Source organism: Janthinobacterium sp. GL_088 (assembly GCF_057837845.1).
Genome location: NZ_CM174453.1, coordinates 3,693,255 through 3,715,167, shown reverse-complemented (window position 1 = coordinate 3,715,167; position 21,913 = coordinate 3,693,255). Strand labels below are relative to the sequence as shown.

Below are 21,913 nucleotides of genomic sequence, written 5' to 3'. Positions count from 1 at the left end.
CATGCTGAATGAACGAGAAATCGAGAGTTGTTACCTGGGGCAATTTATCCCCGTCCATTACCACCACAATATGTTGATGGACCAGAACCGCATGCACGGGTTCAAGTCGGCGATCGATTACGCGGTGAAGCCTGGCATGAAAGTGCTGGAGTTGGGCGGCGGCACGGGCGTGCTGTCGTGGTTTGCGGCCGCGCGCGCCGACAAGGTTTGGTGCGTGGAGTTCAATCCGGACATGGTCAAGGAAGCGCGCAAGATGCTGGCGCTCAATCCCAACGGTGAAAAGGTCGAAGTCGTCCATGCGGACGCCTTCGAATACCTGCCGCCAGAGCCCGTTGACGTGGTCATCTGCGAAATGATCCATGTTGGCATGCTGCGCGAAAAGCAGGTGGAAGTGATCGAATCGTTCAAGCGCCGTTACCTGGCCCGCTTTGGCGGCCCGCTGCCTATCTTCCTGCCCGAAGCCGTCATCATGGCCGTGCAGCCGATGCAGCAGGAATACGATTTCGAAGGCTTTTATGCGCCCATCGTGCAATTCCAGGAAACCACGGCCATCCATCCTGGCGTGCTGGAACTGGCGCCGCCTTCCGTCTACAGCATCATCGACTTCAGCCAGCCGACGGACAGCGTGTTCGGCTTTGACGGCAAGTTTGTCGTCGAGCGCAGCGGCACCTTGAACGCCTTGCGTTTCGTCACCAAGAACATTCTGGCCGTGGTGCCCGAGCGCTCGACCACCATCGACTGGCTGAACCACTACATGTGTTTGCCGCTGGCCACGCCGGTGGCCGTGAAGGCGGGCGACGTGCTGCAGGTGAGCTTCCAGTACCGCGCCGGTGGCTCGATCCCGTCGCTGGAAGCATCGATCCGCGCCCAGGTTATCTATGACGTGAATCTTCAGCCCGCTACGCAGAACGCCGTGTATGCATAAGCATCGTTAATTCCAAGGCAACGCCGCAGCGATTTCGTCCTGCGGCGTTTGTCCATTCAGGGTATATTTCGTCTTTTACCCACTGGACAGCTTTACTATCATGGAACAGATCGATCAGCGTTACCTCGTGCAACAGAACAAAATCAGCGATGGCGAGACCAGGCCACCCGTGTTTGCCAAGGTAATGCGCAGCAAGGAAGGCGTGTTTGAAGGCGTGTCCTTCATCAAGTCGAAGGAAAAGGCCACCATCATGACCATCGAAGATGCCAACCAGGCCATCAAATGGGCCACCAGCAAGAAGCCGAACGCGCATGAATACATCACGAAAGTGATTTGCGTCGGTCAATAAGCCCCCGTTCATTCCCGTTTTTGCGCCGTTCATCCCCGTAGCACGCAGTTCATCGCATGGCCGTTGCCGCCGTGGCGGCACTTTTATATAGTGCTGTCACGGTAGCGGGGCAAGCACAGCTTGCTCCGCACATTTCATTCTAGGGGGAACGCGATGCTGGGATTCGTGCTGTGGTTGCTGCTCTTGCTGGTGTGCTGGCCCCTGGCCTTGCTGGCGCTCGTGCTGTATCCGCTGGCCTGGCTGCTGTTGCTGCCATTCCGTTTGATCGGCATCGGCGTGGAAGGCGTCTTTGAATTGCTGCGCGCCATCGTCATGCTGCCTGCCCGCGTGCTGGGCGGCGGCCGGCGCTAAACCAGATATTTCCCATAAAAAATGGCGCCCTCGGCGCCATTTTTGTTTGCGTGACTGTGTTGCTTACAGGTCGACCATGAAACCGGCGCCGATCGATTTCTGCGAATAGTTGTAGTCGATCAAGCTCTGGCCATAGCCGGAGAAAAGTTGCAGATAGCCTTTCAGGTTGGCCTTCAAGGGGAAAGCCCAGCTGGCCTGCATGGAGCCATGCTTCTTGCTGAAATTGCGGCGGGCCGTCACGGCGTATTCATGCCCCTTGTTGCGGTAGCTCACGCGCAAGTCGCCATGTCCCATGTAATCGGTGATGTCGATATTGTCGTTGTCGGTCTTGCCATTGTCGAGGCGGTGCCAGACGCGCGCCGCGACGGCCAGGTTGTCCTTCTCCATGCCCAGCTCGGCATACACGCGGTTCCAGCTGCGCGACAGCGTCGACGTCTGTCCGTTGGACTGGTGCACGAGGCCAAAGTTCAGGTAATTGAACTCGATGCCCGCGAAATTCTTGTTGATCGGCATGACCAACATCAGTTCCGGCTGGTAATTGGTCTCGCGGAACGGGCTTGAGGCCTTGCGGTTATACGCCTGCCAGAAACTTTGCTGCGTGTAGCCGAACCACATGTCGATGGGCGTGCCGGCGATGTCTTCCAGCAGCTTCATCTTGAAGCTCAGCTGGAACGTCAATTCCACGTGCTGGCTCTTGATGCCGGCCGGCGTGAAATCCTGGAACGGTTCGTCGTTGGAGGCGTCGCTGTAATTGGCCAGCAACAGATAGGTGTCGCGGTGCGGACGGAAATTGAACAGGCCGCGCTTCGAGGCGTCGTTGAGTTCCCAGGACTGTTGCGTGCGGGAAATTGGTGCTTCCGGTGGCGCCGAGCCTGCCTGTGCGATGGCGGGAATGGCGGCGTTGACGGCGTCCGGCGTGGCCACGCCAGGCGGGCTGACAAACGTGAGCGGGGCGACTTCGGCGGCGGCCGCCAGGGTGACAGCGGCGGTGGCGGGATCGCCGCCGGCCGCGATGGTGGCCTGTTCCGCTGCCTTGGCCAGGGTGTCGAAGCAGCCCAAACGGGCGCTGGCGTCACCAAGCACGGCGCAACGCTGCATTTGCTGTTCCAGTTCGCCGGCCATGGCCAGCGCTGGCGACGCCAGCAGGGAAGTGAGGATTATTTTTCTTAGTCGGATAGTCATAGGCTGAGTGGGGCATGTCGTTCGGTGCGCACCTGGGCTGCATGCCGGCGGCGTCGCCTTGCACGATAAATCACCGTGCGTCTTGATCCTGATTAATTTTTGTTAGATTAATAGAGTTGAAAGTATAGCTGAATCGCACATTTCCCCCTGCGTCCCTGACGTGCGCGCGGAGGACAGTGTTGTGCGCATGGTAAACAGCCTGTCGCCGTACCGCCCAAATCGATGTCTGCTACACTGGAAAACCGGCGCAAACCCAGTGAGGCCGGGGCTAGCCATGGAGATTGTGATGACCCGCAAAACACCTATCGAGCGCTACCGCAACATTGGCATCAGCGCCCATATCGACGCCGGCAAGACCACCACCACCGAGCGCATCCTGTTTTATACGGGGGTCAATCACAAGATCGGCGAAGTGCACAATGGCGCTGCCACCATGGACTGGATGGAGCAGGAGCAGGAACGGGGCATCACCATCACCTCGGCCGCCACCACGGCGTTCTGGAAAGGCATGGCCGGCAACTTCCCCGAACACCGGATCAACATCATCGATACGCCTGGCCACGTGGATTTCACGATTGAGGTGGAGCGCTCGATGCGCGTGCTCGACGGCGCCGTGATGGTCTACGATGCCGTCGGCGGCGTGCAGCCGCAATCGGAAACCGTCTGGCGGCAAGCCAATAAATACCATGTGCCGCGCATCGCCTTCATCAACAAGATGGATCGCGTGGGCGCGGATTTCTTGCGCGTGCGCAAGCAGATCGCCGAGCGCCTGAAGGGCGTGGCCGTGCCCATCCAGCTGCCCATCGGCGCGGAAGAGCATTTCACGGGCGTGATCGACCTGTTGAAAATGCGCGCCATCACCTGGGATGACGCCAGCCAGGGCGTGCAGTTCAGCTATGGCGAGATTCCCCCGGAACTGCTGGCGCAGGCGCAGGAGTGGCACGAGCACCTGGTGGAGCAGGCGGCCGAAGCCACGCTGGACATGACGGAACGCTACCTGAATGGCGACACGTTTACGGAAGCCGAGCTCAAGCAGGCCTTGCGCGCGCGCACCATCCGCAATGAAATCGTGCCCATGCTGTGCGGCAGCGCCTTCAAGAACAAGGGCGTGCAGGCGATGCTCGACGCCGTCATCGAATACCTGCCGTCACCGATGGAAGTGCCGCCCATCATGGGCCATGACGAGCATGACAACGAGGTGGAGCGCCATCCGACGGACGACGAGCACTTTGCGGCGCTGGCCTTCAAGATCATGACGGACCCGTTCGTGGGGCAATTGACCTTCTTCCGCGTGTATTCGGGCGTGGTGAACTCGGGCGACATGGTCTACAACCCCACCAAGAGCGCGCGCGAGCGGCTGGGGCGCATCCTGCAGATGCATGCGAACGAGCGCAAGGAAATCAAGGAAGTGTATGCGGGCGACATCGCTGCCGCCGTGGGCCTGAAAGCCGTGACCACGGGCGACACCCTGTGCGCCATCGACCACATCATCGTGCTGGAAAAGATGATCTTCCCGGAACCGGTGATTTCCCAGGCGGTCGAACCCAAGACCAAGCCTGACCAGGAAAAGATGGGCATCGCCCTGAACCGCCTGGCGCAGGAAGATCCGTCGTTCAGGGTCCATACGGACGAGGAATCGGGCCAGACCATCATGTCGGGCATGGGCGAATTGCACCTGGAAATCCTGGTCGACCGCATGCGCCGCGAATTCGGCGTGGAAGCCAATGTCGGCAAGCCGCAGGTGGCGTACCGGGAAACCATCACGCGCGCGGTGGAAGACGTGGAGGGCAAGTTCGTCAAGCAATCTGGCGGACGGGGCCAGTACGGCCACGTGGTGCTGAAACTGGAACCCTTGCCGCCAGGCACCGGCTACCAGTTCGTCGACGCCATCAAGGGCGGCGTGGTGCCGCGCGAATTCATCCCGGCCGTCGACAAGGGCATCGTTGAAACCCTGAAGTCGGGCGTGCTGGCCGGCTACCCGGTCGTCGACGTGAAGGCCACGTTGACGTTCGGCTCCTACCACGACGTCGATTCGAACGAAAACGCGTTTCGCATGGCCGGCTCCATCGCCTTCAAGGATGGCATGCGCAAGGCGTCGCCCGTGCTGCTGGAACCGATGATGCAGGTGGAGGCGGAAACGCCGGAAGAGTTCATGGGCAACGTCATGGGCGACCTGACGGCCCGGCGCGGCATGGTGCAGGGCGTCGACGATATTCCCGGCGGCGCGGGCCGCATCGTCAAGGCCCTGGTGCCGCTGGCGGAAATGTTCGGTTACTCGACAACGCTGCGTTCGCTGACCCAGGGCCGCGCTACCTACACGATGGAATTCAAGCACTATGCGGCCGTGCCCAAGCATATACTCGACCAGGTGGCCGCCGCGGGCAAAGCCAAGTAACTGGATCAAACCCGCAAAGCAGAGGCCGGGGTCGTACCCTCAGGGTACGACCCCAGTCCTTGCCGTTGGGTTTAACGTGCAAGATTCTGCGCAATGATGGCATCGGCCATCTTCTCCGCCTCGTCCACCGGCTGGCTCAGGGCCTGGGTCGTGTAGACAGTGCTGGCTACCATCGGCTGGTCCAGGGTCGCGCCTTCGCCATGGCTCGTGTCCACCGTCACCGTGGTCGACAGACCGATGCGCAGCGGGTGGGCGGCCAGTTCCTTCGGATCGAGCGTGATGCGCACGGGTACGCGCTGTACCACCTTGATCCAGTTGCCCGTGGCGTTTTGCGCCGGCAGCAGGGAAAATGCGCTGCCCGTGCCGGCCGACATGCCCAGCACCTTGCCGTGGTACACCACCTTGCTGCCATATAAATCCGTTTCGATGGTCGCCGCCTGGCCAACACGGATATTGCGCAATTCGGACTCCTTGAAGTTCGCATCGACCCATAATTGATCGAGCGGCACGATGGACATCAGGGGCGTGCCCGGCGTTACGTGGCTGCCCAGTTGCACGCTGCGCTTGGCGACATAGCCCGAAACGGGCGCAACGACGGCGTTGCGGCGCACGGCCAGCCACGCTTGCAGCACGTCACCCCTGGCCGACAGCACGGCCGGATGACTGGCCAGGTTCACGCCAGCCACGCCCGATTTGGCCGACTCGGCCTGGCGCTGCGCCACCGTCAACGCCGCTTTCGCATCGTCGACGGCCTGTTTCGCATGGGCCAGGTCTTCGCCCGAGATCGTCTGGTCCGCCGCCAGCGGCGCGCGCCGAGAAAGGTTGCCTTGCGCCGTGGCCAGGGCCAGCCGGCGCTGCTCGATGACGGCGTCGTACTGTGCCACGTTCGCATAGCGTTCGCGCTCCTGACGCACGACGTTGCCCAGTCGCGCCTGCGCCTGGCTCAGGGCCAGGTCCGCATCGATGGCGTTCAGGGTGATCAGCGGCGCGCCCGCCTTGACCATCTGCGTCTCGTCGGCGCGGATGGCGTCGACATTGCCCGTCACTTGCGCGGACAGGGTGACCAGGTTGCCGCCCACGTAGGCGTTGTCCGTGACTTCTTCCTTGGCCAGCACCAGCTGGTAATACGCGCCCCAGGCGGCGCCCGCGACGAGGAAGGCGGCCGTGATGGCGATGAGGACGGCCTTGCGCTTGCCCGGCTGTTCGGTGGGGGTGGTCGTTGCTGTGGTATCGCTGCTCATGATGTGTTCCGTAATCGATGGTTATTGTTTGCTGGCGCTGTCGGCGAAATCGCTGCTGCCCCGGTAGCCGCCGCCCAGCGCCACGCTCAGGCTGATTTCCGCGTTCTGGCGCTGGTTTTGCAGCTGCATGCCCAGGTCCACCTGGCCGCGCACGGTCATTTCCGCATTCAGTTGCGTGGCGCGGTCGGCCAGACCTTGCTTGAGTCGCGCATTCGCATTGCGCAATTGCGCTTCGCTGGCGCGCAGGTTTTCCTGCTGCAGGCGCAGCTGGTTTTCCACGCCTTGCACCCTGGCGCCGGCCTGCGCCACGTCGCGCACGACGTTGAAGACATTCTGGTTGTAATCGGCGATCAGTTCGTTGCGTTCGCTGCGCGCGCCACCGAGCTGCGCCTGCAGGCGGCCGCTGTCAAACAGGGGCAAGGACAGGGCCGGGCCGATGAACAGGGTGCGGCTGCCGGACTGCAGCAGCTTGCCCAGCTTGATCGCATCGAGGCCGAACGAGGCACCCAGGTCGATATCGGGGTAGAACGATGCCTGCGCCGCCTCGATGTTGCTCATGGCCGCCTGGACTCGCCAGCGCGCCGCCTGCAAGTCGGGCCGGCGCGCCAGCAATTCCATGCCCAGCTTGCCGGGCAGGGCGTGCGGCAATGGCTGGGCCTGCTTCGGCTGCAGTGTCGCCAGGGCCGTGCTGTCGGCGCCGAGGAGCGCGCGCAAGGCTTCGCGTTCCGTGACGATCTGCGTTTCCAGCAAGGCAATCTGCTGCTGCAGCAGGCTCAAACGCGTTTGTGCGGACAGGTGGTCGTCGCTGACGCCGAGGCCGTTGGCGATGCGCTTTTCCTTGTCGAGCACCAGTTGCTGCTGCAATTTGACCAGCGCATGCAGGTTGTCCATGCGGGCCCAGCCGTTTTGCATGCTGAAGTAGTGGCGGGCGATCTCGGCGGCCAGCATTTGTTCCGCCATCGCGTATTCGGCACGGCGGGCGTTGACTTCGCCCAGGCTGGCCGCGATCTGCGCCTTGTGCTTGCCCCACCAATCGAGGTCGTAATGGGCTTGCGCGCCCACGGTGATTTCATTGTAGTAATTGCCGCCGATGGGGGCCGGCATCAGGCCGTTGGCGGAATAGCGCTGGCGGCTGGCATTGGCGCCCAGGTCGATCCTGGGGCCGCGCTGCGCATGCTGCGCGTCAAACGCGGACAGGGCCGAGCCGATGCGGGCATTCGCCACGTCCAGGCTGGGGCTGGCGGACAGGGCGTTTTCAATCAGCTGGTCCAGCTGCTCGTCCTGGAACTGGCTCCACCATTGCGCGGCTGGCCAGCCTTCGCTGGCCAGGTGGATGTCGGCCGCCAGCTGTATCGTGGCCAGGTCTTGTTGCGGCAACTGTTGCGTGTCGGGCGGGATGCTGGCGCAGCCGGCCAGCGACAAGCTGAGCGCCAATATGCGCAGGGAGAGTTTCATAGGTGTGTGCATGAGGGTTATTCCATGGCCGCGTGGTCGACCACGACAGGCGCATTCTTCTTCGGTGGTTTGATCAGGAGCAAGAGCGGCAGCACGAGGATGGTCAGCCACATCATCAGCCAGAAGTCGTCGAGGTAGGCGATCATCGACGCCTGCCGCGTGATTTCGCCATTCAGCGTCGCCATGCCCGTGCTCGTACCCAGGTCGAACACCTGAGTAATGCCGGGGTCATGCAGGGCCGGATTGGCGATAGTGATGTGTTCCGTCAAGGACGCATGGGCGATCTGCGTATTGCGCACCAACAAGGTTTGTACGAGCGCGATGCCGATGCTGCTGCCGATATTGCGCACCAGGCTGTAGATCGCCGTGCCTTCCGCCCGCATCTGCGGCGACAGGGTAGCAAACGTGGCCGCGCTCAGGGGCACGAAGACGAGGCCCAGGCCGATGCCCTGAATGATGCCGTTCCACACGACCGTTTTCGGCACCAGGTCCAGGGTGAAATTGGCCATCTGCCACAGCGAGAACGCCGTGATGGAAAAGCCCACGCCCAGCAGGATGCGCGTATCGATCTTGCCCGTCAGCCTGCCGACGATCAGCATGGCCAGCATCGTGCCCAGGCCGCTGGGTGCCGTCACCAGGCCCGCGATGGCCGCCGGGTAATTCATCAAGCCTTGCAGCATCGACGGCGTCAGCGCGCGGGTGGCGAACAGCACCATGCCGACGATGAAGATGAACAGCAAGCCGCTCACATAGTTCGAGTTTTTCAACAGGCGGTAGTCGAGGAAGGACTTGCCGGCCGGGCGCAGGGCCGTGTGGGCGATGAAGTAGCACAAGCTCATGGCCAGCACGATGGCCTCGATCCACGTTTCGGTGGAAGAAAACCAGTCGTTCTGCTCGCCCCGGTCCAGCAGCATCTGCAGCGCGCCGATCGACAGGCTGAGCGTCGCAAAGCCGAACATGTCGAAGTTCATGCGGCGGTTCGGCGGGTCCTTGCGGATGTAGCGCCAGATGCCATAGAAGGCCATGGCGCCGATGGGGATGTTGATGAAGAAGACCCAGCGCCAGCTGTAGCTGTCCGTCAGCCAGCCGCCCAGTGTCGGTCCCAGGATGGGGCCGATCATCACGCCCATGCCCCAGATGGCCATGGCCGAGCCATGTTTCTCGCGTGGATTGATGTCGAGCAAGACTGCCTGCGACAGCGGCACCAGCGCCGCGCCGAACACGCCCTGCAGCAGGCGCGCGGCGACGATCTCGGACAGGGTGCCGGACAGGCCGCACAGCACGGACGCGAGCGTGAAGCCGGCAACCGACACGAGAAAGGTGTTCTTCTGGCCGAAGCGGTCGCACAGCCAGCCCGTCAGGGGCGTGGCGATGGCGGCGGCAACGATGAAGGAGGTCAGTACCCAGGTGATCTGGTCTTGCGAGGCTGACAGGCTACCCTGCATGTGGGGCAGGGCGACGTTGGCGATGGTGCCGTCGAGCGCCTGGATGATGGTGGCGAGCATGATCGAAATCGTGATCATGCGCCGGTTCAGGGTGGGGTCTTGTGAAGCGGGCAGCGCCGGTGTGGCGCTGGCTGTGCCCGAACTCATGCGGATTTCTCCGTGGCCGCCTGTAACGCTTCCAGCAGTTCGGTGGCTGCCAGCAACTGATCGGGATCAATTCCCTGCAGCAGTTCCTTGCGGAAGCCATCCGCTTCCTTGCGCACGGTGTCATACACTTGCAGGCCCGCCTCGGTCAGCACGACGAGTTTCACGCGGCGGTCCGTTTCCGATGGCTGGCGCTGCACGAAGCCCGATTTCACGAGCCGGTCCAGCATCGACACCATGGTGGGGTTTTCCACGCCCAGTTGATGGGCCAGCTCGCTTTGCGAGGGCGGCTGCGGCGACTTGGCGATCATGGCGATGCACATCCAGCTCGCTTGCCCCAGGTCCAGGTCTTTCAGGCGCCGGTCGATGGCATGGCGCCAGCCGCGCGCCGTCTTGTGGAGGGCGGCGGAAAAGCGCTCTTCGATAGAAATCATAAAGTAAGTCGTCTAATAGTTAGGTATCTAACTAATATTCTAGCATGCTGGTTTGGCCGACGTACAGGCCTTCCCGTTTGTCGGCGCCGCTGGTACATTAGTGCCAGTCCATCACCATCAGGAGAGCGCCATGACCACCGCAGAACAGAAGCAGGACGGACAGCACCGCGACAGCAGCGACTTTGTCATCACGCAAACCTTCGACGCACCGCGCGAACTGGTGTTTCAATCGTGGGTGGAGCCGGAGCGCCTGGCGCAGTGGTGGGGACCTGTCGGCTTCGAATTGAGCGTGCTGGCGCTGGACTTGCAGCCGGGCGGCATTTTCCACTACGGCATGCGCGCCGATAATGGCTACGAGATGTGGGGCTGAGTAAAGACGTGATTTCTCGCCACCTGATACTGTGCGGGAGCTCGTTACCGTGCAAGAACGCGGTGAAATATTGAGTAACCAACGGAGCTGATAGCCATTCGTCGGCTCGAAGCCTTACCTGGCCGCCGCTGAAGGCGAGGATAGTACCATCTGGATGTATGCCGCTCGGCGTCTCAAGATACGCGCGGAAGTGCTTTCCATCAACTACAGTACGTTTTTCAAGTAGGCAGGTAAGGCCACCTCCTGCCACTTGAAGATAATTCCCAAGCTCATCTGTCAACGACGCAAAAGATGATGGGCCATATGAGCGCAACTTCGCAATCTGTGAACTTACTTGAGCAGCTGTTGGGTCTTGTTTCGGCTGCTTTTTCTCGACTTCGAATAACACATCATGTCCTTGGAAAACTAGCTGATGAAAATGACTGCTTCTGGCCGGCTGTTGTCGTTGGCAGGTTCCGCCCCAAAGCGAACGGTAGTCCGCATCATCGATTGAATTTCACCTTGAAATACCCAACCAGATTGGGATCATTGTAGTGTCATGCTCAGTGAGTCCGCTGACCCCATCGACAAGATACAAATTTGGACAGGTTGAATCGAAATATTCTTCTATGTCGTCCAAAATTATGTAAGGTTCATCGGTAACTTGGTTCTCAAGCAACCACGATTCAATCTCTCGTTGACGGATACCGGGTACATAGTCAGTCGTACTTTCCATGATTGGAGTAACGCCAATGAAACGATTGGAGAAGCGCTCACCTCCATGCCCTTTTAATAGTTCCACCAATTGCGCCAAAGAAAATTGCTCACGCCAGGTTGATGTGATGACTACAGAAATGTCAGGAATTTTTTCCAAGATTGTCCATAGTGACGGAGTCGCTGAAAAATGACTGCTGGTCGACGTCATCGGAAATGGATGGAGTACACCATCAAAGTCTAAGAAAAGTATCATTCTGTGGTCTCTAAGTTGAAAGGTAGACTGTCTGCTTCTGGTTGCGGACTCAATCTATCAACGGACCACTTTAACTTAAATGCATCCTTGCAGAGTGGAAATGATGCGAAAGAGAGCTCGACTCGATTGCACCGCGCTCTGCGAGACCCGAGTTTACCGTCGTAAGGCGTTTTGCCGCGGGAACGTTAATGCACGAACTCACCGAAGCTCAAGTCGCTTGTCCTTGGGTGCGGCAGCAGTCTCTGCAGGGCAGGGGACATAGACGGGCCAGGCCCGAACTCGTCGTTGGATCAGGCAACTACGAGATAGCACGCCAAGCACCTGGCAGGACGCCCAGCCCCCTAACACGATCCATCGGCTTTTCATCTTTCAAGAACCATGGATCAGGAGAGTCTAAGCTACTGGTGGCGATTCACTAATTTGAAAGGAGGAGAGTAAATCCCGTGCAGGAAAATTCCGACTTCGGATCAGTAATACGACAGAACCTACCCAGTTGTTTGTCACTCTACAAGGGCGCGGCTAGTAGCTACGTGTGGAGCGCGAACCAATGAGGGGGTCTCATCCAGTGTATCGACTGTCTCTACTACAGCATCCTTTGTTGGAATCCGCCAAGTAGTTCCTGATTTCGGATCAAACAGGACGACAGAGGTGGCTGTGGCAAATACAAGCCGTCCCCTTCCAAGGTTCCTGCGATCTGATGAAACAGCTACGCAATCGGCATAGGATGGAGCCGCACCGGTCCTTTTTTTCAGTCGCTCTTCGCGCGTCCGCAGAGGGCGACATGACTGTGGTGCAATAACGTATTGTTGGATGTGCAGGTAACCCGCTTGGAGGCCTGCGGTCGTCGTGAAAATTAGTACTCCCGATAATATGATAGTAACGAAAAAAAACGCAAAGAATAGGATAGAAACGCCAATTGTCCAAATGGAAGCAAATCCTGCACACTTCAGGATTAGAGTTTTTTTCGAGTCTTCTTTTTTGGGGATAATTGTTTTTTCTTTTATTCTTGAAGCATATTTACGTACCCAAGTGATTATAGGAGTGATTCGCTTCCCGAATATTACGTAAGTTGTCACGCACAGAAATAAGAACCACGCTGGGGACGCCATATTGATAATAAAATCAACATATGCTGGCCATATTGATTTTATCCCAACCAGACCATTTATGAATTGTGATATTCCCCAGATTGATAATTGTATTAAATCCAATGTGCTGGAGAATAATGTTTCGTGGGGTAGGGAAAGAACATCATTCACAGCCATTGATACGCCGAACCCGATAGAGGCAAGACCTGTGCCAACAATAGAGAATACAGTAAGTAATCTGGCGAACGTTACAGTCTTCTTTTCAGATTTTTTTGCTGTACTTTTCTTATTTATTTTAAACCCAGTTAATTTAATAATGGAGGAATTTCCGTGAGGTTTAGTAGGTATTTTTGAATTATTGCGCATCATGGAGTTTATAGTGCAGATTGCTAATGAAGTGAATCAATAATTTCTGCAGATGTAAGATGACCATATTTTTTTGCGGTCAACGAATCTGCACCTTAGTGGCACAACATCTGCATTCGGTAGAATGGCGGGGTAGTTTGGCAAAGAAAAATCAGCAATTGCCGTTGTCTGGTAATGTAGGACCGTTGCAGATACTGTTGTCAACACCACGCACGCCGCTGGAACGGCTTGATTTGGCGCGCGTCTTGGATCCATAGGCGAATATCAATGCTGTAGCACAGCAGGTCATTCGCCGCGACAAAAGTTCCGGAGCGTCGCGCCAATGTATATATAATAGTCTTCGCTCTGCACGCCTCGCTATAGAGATTCCGGCATCCATGCCGTCAGGTGGTATCACAATGTATTTGAGATCTTTATTGCATTATTTTCTGATCTTGAACCTAAAATTTAGGTTGTTGCGACCTCCACTTGTATCCGCGGATCCGCGGCCGAAAGGCTAGCAGATCTTGACGAAGACAGAAAGAAGAGCCTCATGTATCAATGCAGCCGCGTCGAAGACGTCGACTTGAACGGCTTTCATTTCTTATGAAACATGAAATATGCAAATGGCACAAAGTAGAAAACAAGCCAGTGCCCGGAAAAGCCACGCACTTCATTTGCCTTGAAAGTTGAATACTCTACTTCGGTCAGTTCGCGAATGAACTTTCCATGGTTCAAAAGCACAAATTTCCCGTCAACGATCGAAGGATTGCCGCCCACCGCTTGCACCATGAAGAATGAAAAATTTACCAATGCGTAAGCAGAAATAAAGAGTCCAAGTCCGACAACCCACTTAGGAAAAGTTGCTCGTATTTCAGCGAACGTTGGCTTGGGGTCGAATGATTTTCGGCTGGTGAAGACAAACGGAATGAACACTACGAAAATTCCAACGTGCAGCCACCAGATCGCAGGGAAATTGCCGGGCATATTTACTCCCATCAATGCAGCAATATGCACCATAAGTGCCGTTGCAAAGCCGATTAATGAAGCAAAGCCAAGAATTTTTTTCATAGAATCAGTTTATCTATCGTAAATTTGCAATGTGATCGGGCCTATGGAGAGATGCCCCCAGGGGTAGTCCACTCAAAACGGGCTTAGCGCCGAGCGCATTTCATGCTCTAGTTCTAGCAAATTTAGTGCAATCTGAATGTGAGCTCATGGCGTCACCGCATGGTCGACGGCAGCCCAGCAGCATAACGAATTGCCAAGCAGAAAAACTCACACATTGTCACGTTAGCGTTAATGTCCACTTCTAGCTGCGAATTCAATCGGTCAACGCAACACACTGTAAGTGGAAGTTAGGCAGCCAGAGCAATCTTCTGTTTTGACCTGGCACTCTCGAGCACCAGGCTGTGCTGTTCGTGATGGCAACTCCAAAAGCTGCGATCGTATCGAGGGCTCCCAGCAGAAGATAGACCTGGCTGTCGTAGCCACCTGTGCCGCCATAGTTTCAGAAGCCGGCGCTCTGCTGCTGCTTCGATCGGATAAACGATCCTTCGCCGGCAATTATGGAGGGGAGGTCAGCTTTTGCTAGCGCGCGGTAGGAGACTCTACAGGGCAGGGGAGATAGACAGGCCTGTCCCGCTCTCGTCGTTAGATCAGGCAGCTACGAGATCGCGTACTAGGAGCGTGGCAGCACGTACAGGCCCTCACACGATCCATCGGGCTCTCATCTTCCAAGAACTCTGGATCAGGAGAGTCTAAGCTGCTAGTGGCGATTCAATGGCACCGTCCGCTTCCGCCCCAAAGCGGTCATTTCGATTGAACGTACTTTTTCGCTTGAAGCCATGACCATTCAAGGATGCCGCCAGCGACACCTAGCGCCGCGTGCCGTCGGTCGAGTTCTTCGATGTGTATTAGTTGCCAACGTGAATTACCACCCCCATGGAGATGACTCTGCCGTCTCGTTCCAGGAGAAATCGAGAACCCTCTGCTGCTGAAACCGAAGATGCCGTTTCGAGCAAGAGCTTGCCATTCCCTCCCGGACTGAGACCCTTCTCTGAAATTACGGCGCCATCAGACACTTGGCCATTTACCCAAAGCCGCACCGGCGTATTTTTGTTGAGTGGCAATGTGTGCTTTGATTCTTTTTGAGTCAGCAAGTAGACGTATGAATCGAGCCGTTTCCCATTGAGGTACTTCATTTGGACCGATTGCCGTTGGGATACCGATGCGCCGAACTTTAGTGCTGACGGAAGCCCAAGTCCGTTCGTACGAAGTTGGGAGATTGATTTGATTTTGGTGTCGTGAAACACCATTGCCCTATCCCCATGCATTTCGTAAGTGTTCATTATTTCTCGGACTTCCATCTCTTCGAGTTCAACGAGCTCTCCTGCGTCTTTCATGCCGTCCAAACCGGCCATATTCACAAACATTATTGACAAGCTCGAAACTCCAGCCTGTCTGGCAATTTGGATATGCTCGCGTGTAATTGGCAGTGGACCTTTCGTTGCATCTACAACAATTACAGCGTGTTTGGCCCGAGACGAATACGTTGCAATTTCTGACGCGGTGCTATCTTGTGGCGGAGTACCAATGACGCTCGCACCTTCCTTGCAGTCGTCGCCACACTGTTTGATTAGACTCAGTCGACCATTGTCGCCAAGAAGAACTACATCAATTGAATTCGCCCACGCAGATTGGGAAATGGAAAACAAGATGGCCACGACGGCTTTATTCAATTTCATATTCAAAATTTCCAATCTGTATGAGGTACTGAAAGACCGCTTATGGCCGTACTCGGTCGCAATCACATCTGCCAACCTAAGAAAACAAAACCTACAAAAAAATAAACTGTCCACGCAGCGGCAGGGACGAGAACGGCAGCCGCAAGCGTGCGCGAATATGGCTTCAGCTTCGCCGTCAATGCGCGGGCAGCCAACAATACATAGACCAGCGCGGAGAGTAAGCACGGAAACCAAACACTCATGACATGACCCAATGTCTGTGGTACGTGCAGCAGTCCCAACAGCGGGGAAATCAAGCAAACATATCCTAACGCTACTAGCGCCGTCAGCAAAAAAGCAGTCAATGGTTCCATTTTTAGCGAGTGGTACATCATCTCTATCCCTTACTACTCCGTCTGCTCCTGGCCGGTAGTGGCCTATTGATGTTGCTTCAAATTGTCAGCCGATACCAGTTAGCGATATTTTTTAACTCGTTAGCAGCCCCAAATTTCTCTGCTGCTGGTTGCAGCGAAATCAGCACTTCCGCCACACCCGATGGAGGCTCGGTCGTATCACTGCGTCTTACCAAATCCATCGCAAACCAACAGCAGGATACGAAAGCATATTCGTTTGACTGCTTGCCTGCTAAATTCAAAACCCCGGAAATGCTACCGAATGCGTCGTTTGGGGCCACGCCAATAAGCGCGCGCTCTCTGATCTTCGTGACAGACCACTCATCATCGCTGAGTTCGGCCATCCCCCTATCCAGTGCCTTGCAAAACTCATCTGCGACTGACACACCAACTCCTTATTTTAATTGACTCGGTCCGCTTTTGGCCGGCGGCTGTCGTTGGCAGGTTCCGCCCCGAAGCCGACGTTCACATCGCCCACCAGCATTATCACTTTCCGTCAACAGAATTGTGAGGAGTACAGGTCATATGTAAACAATGTGCCGTCTTGATCGTATTTGAGAACGGCAAAGCATATATTGGATTCGATGACTCCACGTGACTCGCCTTTGACCCCGCCAACCGCGCAGAAGACCCGGACGTGAACAGATAAGGGAACGAGGTCGCATTGAAGCACGACTGCGCACACCTCATGCTGGCACATCGGTGGAATCTTGAACTGCGCTCCGCCTTCAAGCTCGACTGAAACGCTTTTGCCGGCTGGCAGCGCAGCGAATAACTCCTCGTTCAGGTCCCGGGTTACCCGATCGTTTGAGAACAGTGCTGCGAGTTCATTTGAATTACTTATAAGATTCAAGTCATACTCAATCGTTCAAGGATGCTCGGTGGCATTCGATATATGCCGTTCAAACGGCCTACCGTAGTCTTCCCAACGTCTGCTGTTGGCCGCTAGCTGAAGTCCAGGGGATGCAAATCCGACATTGCTTTACGCAGCAAAGGACGAGTATATACATCTTCATTGCTACCGATTGCTTGCCCTGGATGCAAATACTCTCCTTCATCAAAGGCTTGGAATACCGCCCAAGAGTAGGAAGGAAAATCTTCAAGTGGCGTCCAAGCGGACAGTGCATTCATCGCACAATCAGCAATGTCGAAGTCAATCGAACCCGCCATATATCTCTCCGCAATTTCTTTCGAAAAACTGTCAGAGAATTCACTTCTTGACGCGCCATGAACAGTGAATGCGGCATTAAGCTCTGCGATGACCTGGGAGTGTCCCTCGTGAATGCGGCGAAGAATATTTTCCATGTTTTTCTCGATTAATTTAACGGCCGCTTTTGGCCGGCTGCCGTCGTCGGCGGTTTCAGCCCCATTGGGAACATTGGTAAAGACTCAGAGCAGCGTTTCGATGTTCTGGATACTAGTGCACGCTAGATTATTTTGTCCGGCGGACTATGGGGCAGTGCTGCGATTCGCTCCAGTTCCGATCTAAGTCCAAATGCATTGATTGCATGTTGCAGTCCGTACGTTGCAAATGAAACGGCATCAGGGATTCTCCCTTCCACTTCGCGCAGACGCGCGAGTACAAGAGCTAAGCGAACGTTCGTTATCCCAAATCCACAGAACTCCATCGGACCTTCCACCAAGTGTTCCACCTTCATTGTGTCGAGTGGAGAGGGCGGCATCGACATCGTATCAAACACCGGGCGACCGTATGCCACGTAGACCTTGGCTGCATCGTTCATTGCCCTTTCAAGTGATGCCTGATCATCATAGCGCCACCACTGATCTGCCCCGGATTCCGACAATCGCCTCCTGAACTCACACGCAGACTCAGCGATCTTCTTTGGGGCGGGTGCGTCACCTAGTACATCAGGAACTGCAACTGGTTGAATAGCAAGATTGATCGCGAACTGTCCTCCATAGCTCGACCCCTGAATATTGACCACATGGATTTGACCATCCCGAGTGCGGCGGAACGTCCTTCCAGATCCCGTAAAGCCTTCTGCACGAAGTTCTGGAGCCAAGTGAACCTTGATAATGGTTTCGATACGCGTAGTTTCAATGGACATTGTGTTTCCCAAAACTCAAAGTAACAGGCTACTGGTAGACATAGCGCAGAGCCAGACCGTAATACTGCGCGAAATGAATAGCGACACCGCCATTCAACTAGCGACTTTGTCGTCCCATGAGATGAACGACCGCTTCTGGCCGCTTGCAGTCAACCTCACTAACTTGAAAACTAGCCTACACTCCAGGGCGCCTTGCATGGTTGCTACATCTCTCTACATACTTCTGGCACCTGACACACTGCATCAGTTCATTTTTTCGACATCTGACCATCTGAATGCACCAGTACGCCTTGCTCGTTGAACTGCTCAGTACTCTGCAGCTCGCCTTTCTCATTGTAAACTAGCCGAATGTATAGCTTGCCGTTACGGTGGTAACTGTTTTGCACACCTACGGGCAGACCATCGCGCCATTGTCCCAACGACTCCAGCTTGCCGTCGTCAAAATATGTAGTCGCGACTCCATGTTTGCGCCCATTTGCATCGAGCCTTACCTGTGATCCGATATTGCCATCGCTATCATAATCCCGGTAATCGCCTACCATCTTGCCTGAAACAAAATCAGCCGCATCGGTCTGTCCGGAGATTCGCACCACGTCGCGTCTTATCGTATCGAAGATCTCCACCTTCCAAGTACCGGGAAGCGCTGCTTTCGGCAAGGGCAACACCAGCAGATAAGGCGAGCGCTCCTTGACCTGCGGCATGAGTTCTTCGTCCAAGTACAGGCGCGCCTTATCGTCGAAACAGGAGCTGGGGCCGCAACCGGCAATCATGCGTGCAAACGGTATCGCCTCCTCGCCAGTTTTCCCTGCAGGGCAGCCAAACAAGGTCACGGCCATTGGTGTCTTATCGTGGATCCGTTGGACGAGTCCGGATCTGAGGTCCGCATATTCGTCTTTGTTCTCGAGCATCCCCTCCTTCATGCGCAGCTGATTGCCACCACATGCAGTCGTTTCCGCCACGGTGAGTACCTCGGCACCTTCGCTGTCCTGCCCGCTAGAAATAGCCGTAAACACATGCCGTTGAATAATATCGGCCTTCGCCGTTATTGGCCCAAGGAGCATGGCACTTAACGCCAGGCATATCATTTTCTGATTTATCAAGCACATCTCTAAACAATACGCCTCTAATAATAATGGTTGGGGGGAGCCGATGAATGCTTTCCAATGTCCGATTATGGGAGGAGGCTGCCTAAAAGGCATCACCTAAGCATAGTGGAAGAGCAGCGTCTCGCTTTACAAGCGCCCGTCGTTAGTATCATTGATCGACGTACTCGGAAGCAGAAGCCTTGCCTCCCTCATTGGCGCACCAAACCGTAACACGGCGCCTGACGTTGACAGCACCACAACCCAGTCGCCCTTGATTGTTATTTGATCAAATGGATTGGATTGATCCGAAACAAACGTCCAAACAGGTTCATGATTTTGCAGCGATTCCAAAACGACTACGCCGATTGAGCCGTGTTCCATAGCCTCTCCGCATTTAACTATGTACTGTCCACCATACAGCTCTTCTTGCGCCAGAATCGCGACATTGAGCCAACCGCCAAGCTCCTGTTTTTCATGTACTCCGGCCATCCAGGTTTCGTGCACTTCGTAGATGTCACCGTTGCTGCACATGAGGCCATTGTAGCTTCGCACCTCCTGGTTCATCCACTTTATTGCCATCACTGTCATTGATTCCATATTTAGAAACGGGCGACTGCACGCCCTGAATTAAACAACATCTACTCTACCGAACCATCTGCCCGGAGCAGCTCAGAGGGGCTGTCGTCGATGCAGTTTGCCTAGACTGCCGGACTCACGATTACTCGCTGCGGCCAGAAATAAGGTTTGCATTGATCCATGATGCCATGTCGGTAACAGGAAGGGTGCGGAGTTGATTGAACGTGCCTTGCTTGTCCCATGCGACACCCCGACCCTGAGCAAAGGCCGCACGATACTTACGCATCATGTTTTGCGGGTCGCGCGCCAGCTCGTCCAACAAATACTGCACGCTCCACTCCGAACGCCTGAAGGGGCGGCCAAGGGCCGCTTGAAGCTTGTCGGCGACCTCCCCGTAAGTCACGGTGTCGCCAGCCAGATATACGATCTCGTTCCGGATACGGGGTTTGGCGAACACGATCTCGGCAGTCAGCGCTCCGATATCGTGCGGAGTCGTCAACGTCACAGCGGTGTCAAGACTGCCCAGGGCGTGGACTGCGTCGTCGTGCAGGTCAACAACACCGAATTCAGGCTCAAACAGGTAGCTCATGAACATCCCGGTCGAGATGATGACCCACTCAGTCTGGTGCTGACTGCGCAGTAACTCGCGCACGTCCAACTGTGCGTCGAAGATGTCCTGTGGACTGCCACGACCGATCACGTCAAAATCGACCCCGAACTGCCATGGGAAGTATCTCGGTATCCGCGCCTGCAAGGCTGCCCGCGCCAGCTTCATTGGCGTGTCGATTCCCGCGGCATAGCCTGCGCAACCGATTACTGTGTCATATTGCGCAAATACTCCGGCGAGCTCATCAATGGTGCTATTCACAAGGTCGCCTATGACGATCTCGATCCCAAGACCTTGGATCTCCGCGATATCATGTCGCCTGCCTGATGCACTGGACTCAACGGCACTTGCGCGCAGCAGCACGCTGATCTTTGCACCTTCCACGTCCTTCGCGCGGCGCGCAAGATTGCGTAGCACCGGAAGGCCGAGCTCCCCGGCACCGAGCACGAGAATGTTTTGAGACGTGGCGTTAGGATCCGTTTGGCTCATCGGATAGCTTGGCGGCACCAGCAGTTGGCGGTCCTGATCGGACATTGTTGTTTCTCCTGTAAGTATGATGCCTGCACTGTAGCAGGTGCAGCAACGCAGAAAAAGCAGCCCAGGAGGTTTTCAGCATGCAGAAAATCCGAACAATATTGGGGTATAGTGCCGTTTCCTTTAGCGCCACACGGACAAGACATGGATCGCGTACAAGCAATGCAGGTATTCCTTCGCGTGGTCGAGAGCAAGAGTTTTGTACGCGCAGCAGAGACCTTGGGCTTGCCCGCATCGTCGGTCACCGGCATCATCAAGCGGCTGGAAAAACACTTGCAGACGCGCCTGCTGAACCGTTCCACTAGAAACCTCAGCGTGACACCGGAAGGCGAACGCTACTTCCACCGTTGCCGCGAAATACTCGACCTGATAGCCGACACCGAATCGAGCCTGCAAGGCTCAAGCGAGCGCCCGCAAGGACGCCTGCGTGTGGATATGCCTGGAGGCATTGCCCATGCCGTGATACTGCCGCGGTTGTGGCAATTCCAGCAGCGGTACCCGGACATCTACCTGATGATCGGCGTGAATGATCGCCAGGTAGACTTGATACAGGAAGGCGTCGATTGCGTCATCCGCACCGGCAGCCTTGATGACTCGGCGCTAGTCGCGCGACGCCTAGGCGAGCTGAGCTGGATCACCTGCGCGGCGCCTTCCTACCTGGCCGAACACGGTGTTCCCGGTGTCCTGGCGGATTTGCCAGGACACCGGGCGGTCCACTATTTTTCCAGCACGACGCGGCGAGGGAGCGATCTGCATTTCGTCGACGAAGACATCAGCATTGTCGTCCCGGTGCCGGGAACGGTCGCGGTCAATGAGACTGGGCTGTACATCAAGCTGTGCCTTGATGGCCACGGTTTGACGCAGCTAGCTGAGATTCTGGTAGCGGACCATTTGCAGGCCGGAAAATTGGTCGAGGTGCTAGCCCACAGCCGGCCGACGCCGGTGCCGGTATCATTGCTCTACCCCCATCACCGCTTCCTATCTCCGGCGATGCGAGCGTTCGCTGACTGGACGACTGAGCTGTTCAGCAACACCGAACTGAAGTGAAATCAGTTGCCGCTCAAAACTAAGTATTTACCTGCGCAGCTCTTAGCTCTTTGTGAGCGCGACAAATTCGAAACACATGATGGAATTCGAACTGCCATCGCGCCACCCGGTTAAACGCCAGGACTTGGCATTTGTGCTGAGTTCGGCCAAGCGCGGTGGAGTTCCATCGTGATTGCTGCGGCC

Annotated in this window: 22 protein-coding genes; 6 read left to right on the top strand and 16 right to left on the bottom strand. The window is 56.2% G+C overall.

Going from position 1 to position 21,913, the window contains the following annotated elements:
- Position 1 precedes the first annotated feature (1 nt).
- The 3 genes from AC3IQ7_RS16665 to AC3IQ7_RS16655 all read left to right on the top strand — a co-directional run bounded on the left by AC3IQ7_RS16665 (position 2) and on the right by AC3IQ7_RS16655 (position 1,625).
- Positions 2-925, top strand: a complete 924-nt coding sequence (locus tag AC3IQ7_RS16665) for a class I SAM-dependent methyltransferase (RefSeq protein WP_099377179.1) — start codon at positions 2-4, stop codon at positions 923-925.
- 100 nt (positions 926-1,025) lie between these two features.
- On the top strand, positions 1,026-1,274 hold the full coding sequence (locus AC3IQ7_RS16660) for a hypothetical protein (protein WP_099377178.1): 249 nt from the start codon (positions 1,026-1,028) through the stop codon (positions 1,272-1,274).
- Positions 1,275-1,427: 153 nt separating this feature from the next.
- Positions 1,428-1,625: a hypothetical protein gene (locus AC3IQ7_RS16655; protein ID WP_034784591.1), complete on the top strand. Its 198-nt coding sequence runs from the start codon at positions 1,428-1,430 to the stop codon at positions 1,623-1,625.
- Positions 1,626-1,688: 63 nt separating this feature from the next.
- Here AC3IQ7_RS16655 and AC3IQ7_RS16650 read toward each other — a convergent pair whose 3' ends face one another.
- Positions 1,689-2,807: a phospholipase A gene (locus AC3IQ7_RS16650; RefSeq protein ID WP_233516062.1), complete on the bottom strand. Its 1,119-nt coding sequence runs from the start codon at positions 2,805-2,807 to the stop codon at positions 1,689-1,691.
- A 286-nt stretch (positions 2,808-3,093) separates the two neighbouring features.
- Between AC3IQ7_RS16650 and fusA the strand changes: the two genes are divergently transcribed.
- Complete coding sequence (fusA, locus tag AC3IQ7_RS16645; RefSeq protein WP_489206719.1) at positions 3,094-5,202, top strand: elongation factor G; 2,109 nt, start codon at positions 3,094-3,096, stop codon at positions 5,200-5,202.
- Between the two features lie 71 nt (positions 5,203-5,273).
- Here the strand turns inward: fusA and AC3IQ7_RS16640 are convergent, their stop codons facing one another.
- The 4 genes from AC3IQ7_RS16640 to AC3IQ7_RS16625 are packed head-to-tail and all read right to left on the bottom strand — an operon-like array spanning position 5,274 to position 9,921.
- On the bottom strand, positions 5,274-6,443 hold the full coding sequence (locus AC3IQ7_RS16640; protein WP_489206718.1) for an EmrA/EmrK family multidrug efflux transporter periplasmic adaptor subunit: 1,170 nt from the start codon (positions 6,441-6,443) through the stop codon (positions 5,274-5,276).
- Between the two features lie 21 nt (positions 6,444-6,464).
- The gene (locus AC3IQ7_RS16635) at positions 6,465-7,910 is read right to left on the bottom strand and encodes an efflux transporter outer membrane subunit (protein WP_489206717.1); all 1,446 of its coding nucleotides are present in this window, start codon (positions 7,908-7,910) and stop codon (positions 6,465-6,467) included.
- A 5-nt stretch (positions 7,911-7,915) separates the two neighbouring features.
- Positions 7,916-9,490 carry a DHA2 family efflux MFS transporter permease subunit gene (locus AC3IQ7_RS16630; protein ID WP_489206716.1) on the bottom strand — a complete coding sequence of 525 codons (1,575 nt, stop codon included), beginning with the start codon at positions 9,488-9,490 and terminating at the stop codon, positions 7,916-7,918.
- Positions 9,487-9,921, bottom strand: coding sequence for a MarR family winged helix-turn-helix transcriptional regulator (locus AC3IQ7_RS16625; RefSeq protein ID WP_099377173.1), 435 nt, complete (start codon positions 9,919-9,921; stop codon positions 9,487-9,489). Before AC3IQ7_RS16625 ends, AC3IQ7_RS16630 begins: the two co-directional genes overlap by 4 nt.
- A gap of 130 nt (positions 9,922-10,051) precedes the next feature.
- On the opposite strand from AC3IQ7_RS16625, the gene AC3IQ7_RS16620 reads away from it, so the two are divergent.
- On the top strand, positions 10,052-10,291 hold the full coding sequence (locus AC3IQ7_RS16620; RefSeq protein ID WP_489206714.1) for an SRPBCC domain-containing protein: 240 nt from the start codon (positions 10,052-10,054) through the stop codon (positions 10,289-10,291).
- Between the two features lie 496 nt (positions 10,292-10,787).
- On the opposite strand, the gene AC3IQ7_RS16615 is transcribed toward AC3IQ7_RS16620, so the two are convergent.
- From AC3IQ7_RS16615 to AC3IQ7_RS16565, 11 genes are all read right to left on the bottom strand, one after another.
- Positions 10,788-11,240, bottom strand: coding sequence for an HAD domain-containing protein (locus AC3IQ7_RS16615; protein ID WP_489206713.1), 453 nt, complete (start codon positions 11,238-11,240; stop codon positions 10,788-10,790).
- A 500-nt stretch (positions 11,241-11,740) separates the two neighbouring features.
- Positions 11,741-12,697 (bottom strand): hypothetical protein, encoded by a 957-nt coding sequence (locus tag AC3IQ7_RS16610; RefSeq protein WP_489206712.1) that lies wholly within the window; start codon positions 12,695-12,697, stop codon positions 11,741-11,743.
- A 573-nt stretch (positions 12,698-13,270) separates the two neighbouring features.
- Positions 13,271-13,744, bottom strand: a complete 474-nt coding sequence (locus tag AC3IQ7_RS16605) for a hypothetical protein (RefSeq protein ID WP_489206711.1) — start codon at positions 13,742-13,744, stop codon at positions 13,271-13,273.
- Between the two features lie 845 nt (positions 13,745-14,589).
- Positions 14,590-15,420 (bottom strand): GTP-binding protein, encoded by an 831-nt coding sequence (locus tag AC3IQ7_RS16600; RefSeq protein ID WP_489206710.1) that lies wholly within the window; start codon positions 15,418-15,420, stop codon positions 14,590-14,592.
- A 62-nt stretch (positions 15,421-15,482) separates the two neighbouring features.
- A complete protein-coding gene (locus AC3IQ7_RS16595; RefSeq protein WP_489206709.1) occupies positions 15,483-15,794 on the bottom strand; it encodes a hypothetical protein in 312 nt (103 codons plus the stop codon).
- Positions 15,795-15,850: 56 nt separating this feature from the next.
- Positions 15,851-16,156 (bottom strand): hypothetical protein, encoded by a 306-nt coding sequence (locus AC3IQ7_RS16590; RefSeq protein ID WP_489206708.1) that lies wholly within the window; start codon positions 16,154-16,156, stop codon positions 15,851-15,853.
- 601 nt (positions 16,157-16,757) lie between these two features.
- Positions 16,758-17,117 carry a hypothetical protein gene (locus tag AC3IQ7_RS16585; RefSeq protein WP_489206707.1) on the bottom strand — a complete coding sequence of 120 codons (360 nt, stop codon included), beginning with the start codon at positions 17,115-17,117 and terminating at the stop codon, positions 16,758-16,760.
- Positions 17,118-17,239: 122 nt separating this feature from the next.
- Positions 17,240-17,881 (bottom strand): DUF4304 domain-containing protein, encoded by a 642-nt coding sequence (locus AC3IQ7_RS16580; RefSeq protein ID WP_489206706.1) that lies wholly within the window; start codon positions 17,879-17,881, stop codon positions 17,240-17,242.
- Between the two features lie 248 nt (positions 17,882-18,129).
- Positions 18,130-18,981, bottom strand: a complete 852-nt coding sequence (locus tag AC3IQ7_RS16575) for a toxin-antitoxin system YwqK family antitoxin (RefSeq protein WP_158301135.1) — start codon at positions 18,979-18,981, stop codon at positions 18,130-18,132.
- A 132-nt stretch (positions 18,982-19,113) separates the two neighbouring features.
- Positions 19,114-19,554 (bottom strand): hypothetical protein, encoded by a 441-nt coding sequence (locus tag AC3IQ7_RS16570; RefSeq protein ID WP_489206705.1) that lies wholly within the window; start codon positions 19,552-19,554, stop codon positions 19,114-19,116.
- A 130-nt stretch (positions 19,555-19,684) separates the two neighbouring features.
- On the bottom strand, positions 19,685-20,638 hold the full coding sequence (locus AC3IQ7_RS16565; RefSeq protein WP_489210471.1) for an aromatic alcohol reductase: 954 nt from the start codon (positions 20,636-20,638) through the stop codon (positions 19,685-19,687).
- A 189-nt stretch (positions 20,639-20,827) separates the two neighbouring features.
- Here AC3IQ7_RS16565 and AC3IQ7_RS16560 point away from each other — a divergent pair, with 189 nt between their 5' ends.
- The gene (locus AC3IQ7_RS16560) at positions 20,828-21,730 is read left to right on the top strand and encodes a LysR family transcriptional regulator (RefSeq protein WP_099377167.1); all 903 of its coding nucleotides are present in this window, start codon (positions 20,828-20,830) and stop codon (positions 21,728-21,730) included.
- The last annotated feature ends 183 nt before the right edge of the window (positions 21,731-21,913 follow it).

What these genes read in the sequence shown, in the direction of transcription:
- fusA (WP_489206719.1), top strand. Translation starts at nt 3,094, where the DNA reads ATGACCCGCAAAACACCTATCGAGCGCTACCGCAACATTGGCATCAGC.
- AC3IQ7_RS16635 (WP_489206717.1), bottom strand. Translation starts at nt 7,910, where the DNA reads ATGCACACACCTATGAAACTCTCCCTGCGCATATTGGCGCTCAGCTTG.
- AC3IQ7_RS16565 (WP_489210471.1), bottom strand. Translation starts at nt 20,638, where the DNA reads ATGAGCCAAACGGATCCTAACGCCACGTCTCAAAACATTCTCGTGCTC.
- AC3IQ7_RS16590 (WP_489206708.1), bottom strand. Translation starts at nt 16,156, where the DNA reads ATGGCCGAACTCAGCGATGATGAGTGGTCTGTCACGAAGATCAGAGAG.
- AC3IQ7_RS16650 (WP_233516062.1), bottom strand. Translation starts at nt 2,807, where the DNA reads ATGACTATCCGACTAAGAAAAATAATCCTCACTTCCCTGCTGGCGTCG.
- AC3IQ7_RS16660 (WP_099377178.1), top strand. Translation starts at nt 1,026, where the DNA reads ATGGAACAGATCGATCAGCGTTACCTCGTGCAACAGAACAAAATCAGC.
- AC3IQ7_RS16630 (WP_489206716.1), bottom strand. Translation starts at nt 9,490, where the DNA reads ATGAGTTCGGGCACAGCCAGCGCCACACCGGCGCTGCCCGCTTCACAA.
- AC3IQ7_RS16560 (WP_099377167.1), top strand. Translation starts at nt 20,828, where the DNA reads ATGGATCGCGTACAAGCAATGCAGGTATTCCTTCGCGTGGTCGAGAGC.
- AC3IQ7_RS16580 (WP_489206706.1), bottom strand. Translation starts at nt 17,881, where the DNA reads ATGTCCATTGAAACTACGCGTATCGAAACCATTATCAAGGTTCACTTG.
- AC3IQ7_RS16615 (WP_489206713.1), bottom strand. Translation starts at nt 11,240, where the DNA reads ATGATACTTTTCTTAGACTTTGATGGTGTACTCCATCCATTTCCGATG.
- AC3IQ7_RS16655 (WP_034784591.1), top strand. Translation starts at nt 1,428, where the DNA reads ATGCTGGGATTCGTGCTGTGGTTGCTGCTCTTGCTGGTGTGCTGGCCC.
- AC3IQ7_RS16570 (WP_489206705.1), bottom strand. Translation starts at nt 19,554, where the DNA reads ATGACAGTGATGGCAATAAAGTGGATGAACCAGGAGGTGCGAAGCTAC.
- AC3IQ7_RS16595 (WP_489206709.1), bottom strand. Translation starts at nt 15,794, where the DNA reads ATGATGTACCACTCGCTAAAAATGGAACCATTGACTGCTTTTTTGCTG.
- AC3IQ7_RS16620 (WP_489206714.1), top strand. Translation starts at nt 10,052, where the DNA reads ATGACCACCGCAGAACAGAAGCAGGACGGACAGCACCGCGACAGCAGC.
- AC3IQ7_RS16605 (WP_489206711.1), bottom strand. Translation starts at nt 13,744, where the DNA reads ATGAAAAAAATTCTTGGCTTTGCTTCATTAATCGGCTTTGCAACGGCA.
- AC3IQ7_RS16640 (WP_489206718.1), bottom strand. Translation starts at nt 6,443, where the DNA reads ATGAGCAGCGATACCACAGCAACGACCACCCCCACCGAACAGCCGGGC.
- AC3IQ7_RS16600 (WP_489206710.1), bottom strand. Translation starts at nt 15,420, where the DNA reads ATGAAATTGAATAAAGCCGTCGTGGCCATCTTGTTTTCCATTTCCCAA.
- AC3IQ7_RS16585 (WP_489206707.1), bottom strand. Translation starts at nt 17,117, where the DNA reads ATGGAAAATATTCTTCGCCGCATTCACGAGGGACACTCCCAGGTCATC.
- AC3IQ7_RS16610 (WP_489206712.1), bottom strand. Translation starts at nt 12,697, where the DNA reads ATGATGCGCAATAATTCAAAAATACCTACTAAACCTCACGGAAATTCC.
- AC3IQ7_RS16625 (WP_099377173.1), bottom strand. Translation starts at nt 9,921, where the DNA reads ATGATTTCTATCGAAGAGCGCTTTTCCGCCGCCCTCCACAAGACGGCG.
- AC3IQ7_RS16665 (WP_099377179.1), top strand. Translation starts at nt 2, where the DNA reads ATGCTGAATGAACGAGAAATCGAGAGTTGTTACCTGGGGCAATTTATC.